The sequence below is a fragment of the Pseudoalteromonas sp. S1609 genome, from assembly GCF_005887255.1.
Taxonomy (GTDB): domain Bacteria; phylum Pseudomonadota; class Gammaproteobacteria; order Enterobacterales; family Alteromonadaceae; genus Pseudoalteromonas.
In genome coordinates, this window is sequence record NZ_PNDJ01000105.1 from 1 (window position 1) to 663 (window position 663).

At 45.1% G+C, this 663-nt stretch carries 1 protein-coding gene; it reads left to right on the plus strand.

Annotated features, from left to right (window positions below; translation table 11 throughout):
- The coding region (locus CWB76_RS18825) for an EF-Tu C-terminal domain-related protein (RefSeq protein WP_249363197.1) at window positions 1-615 on the plus strand (615 nt) is incomplete at its 5' end.
- Between the last annotated feature and the right edge of the window lie 48 nt (window positions 616-663).

Below are 663 nucleotides of genomic sequence, written 5' to 3' on the forward strand. Positions count from 1 at the left end.
GAGAGTGCAGAAGCACTAGATTCTTACATTCCAGAGCCAGAGCGTGACATCGATAAGCCATTCATCATGCCTATCGAAGACGTTTTCTCAATCCAAGGTCGTGGTACTGTTGTAACTGGCCGTGTTGAAGCTGGTATCATCAACGTGAATGACGAAGTTGAAATCGTTGGTATCAAAGAGACTACTAAGTCTACTTGTACTGGTGTTGAGATGTTCCGTAAGCTGCTTGACGAAGGTCGTGCTGGTGAGAACATTGGTGCACTTCTACGTGGTACTAAGCGTGAAGACGTTGAACGTGGTCAAGTACTAGCTAAGCCTGGTTCAATCAACCCACACACAACATTCACTTCAGAAGTATACGTACTTTCTAAAGATGAAGGTGGTCGTCATACTCCATTCTTCAAAGGTTACCGTCCACAGTTCTACTTCCGTACAACTGACGTAACAGGTGACGTACAGTTACCAGAAGGCGTAGAAATGGTAATGCCTGGTGATAACGTTAAGATGACAGTAACTCTAATCGCGCCAATCGCGATGGACGAAGGTCTTCGTTTCGCTATCCGTGAAGGTGGCCGTACTGTTGGTGCTGGTGTTGTTGCAACTATCGTTGAGTAATCAACAGTTGTAGTGCATTAAGCATTAAAAAAACCCGAGCTTAGTCTC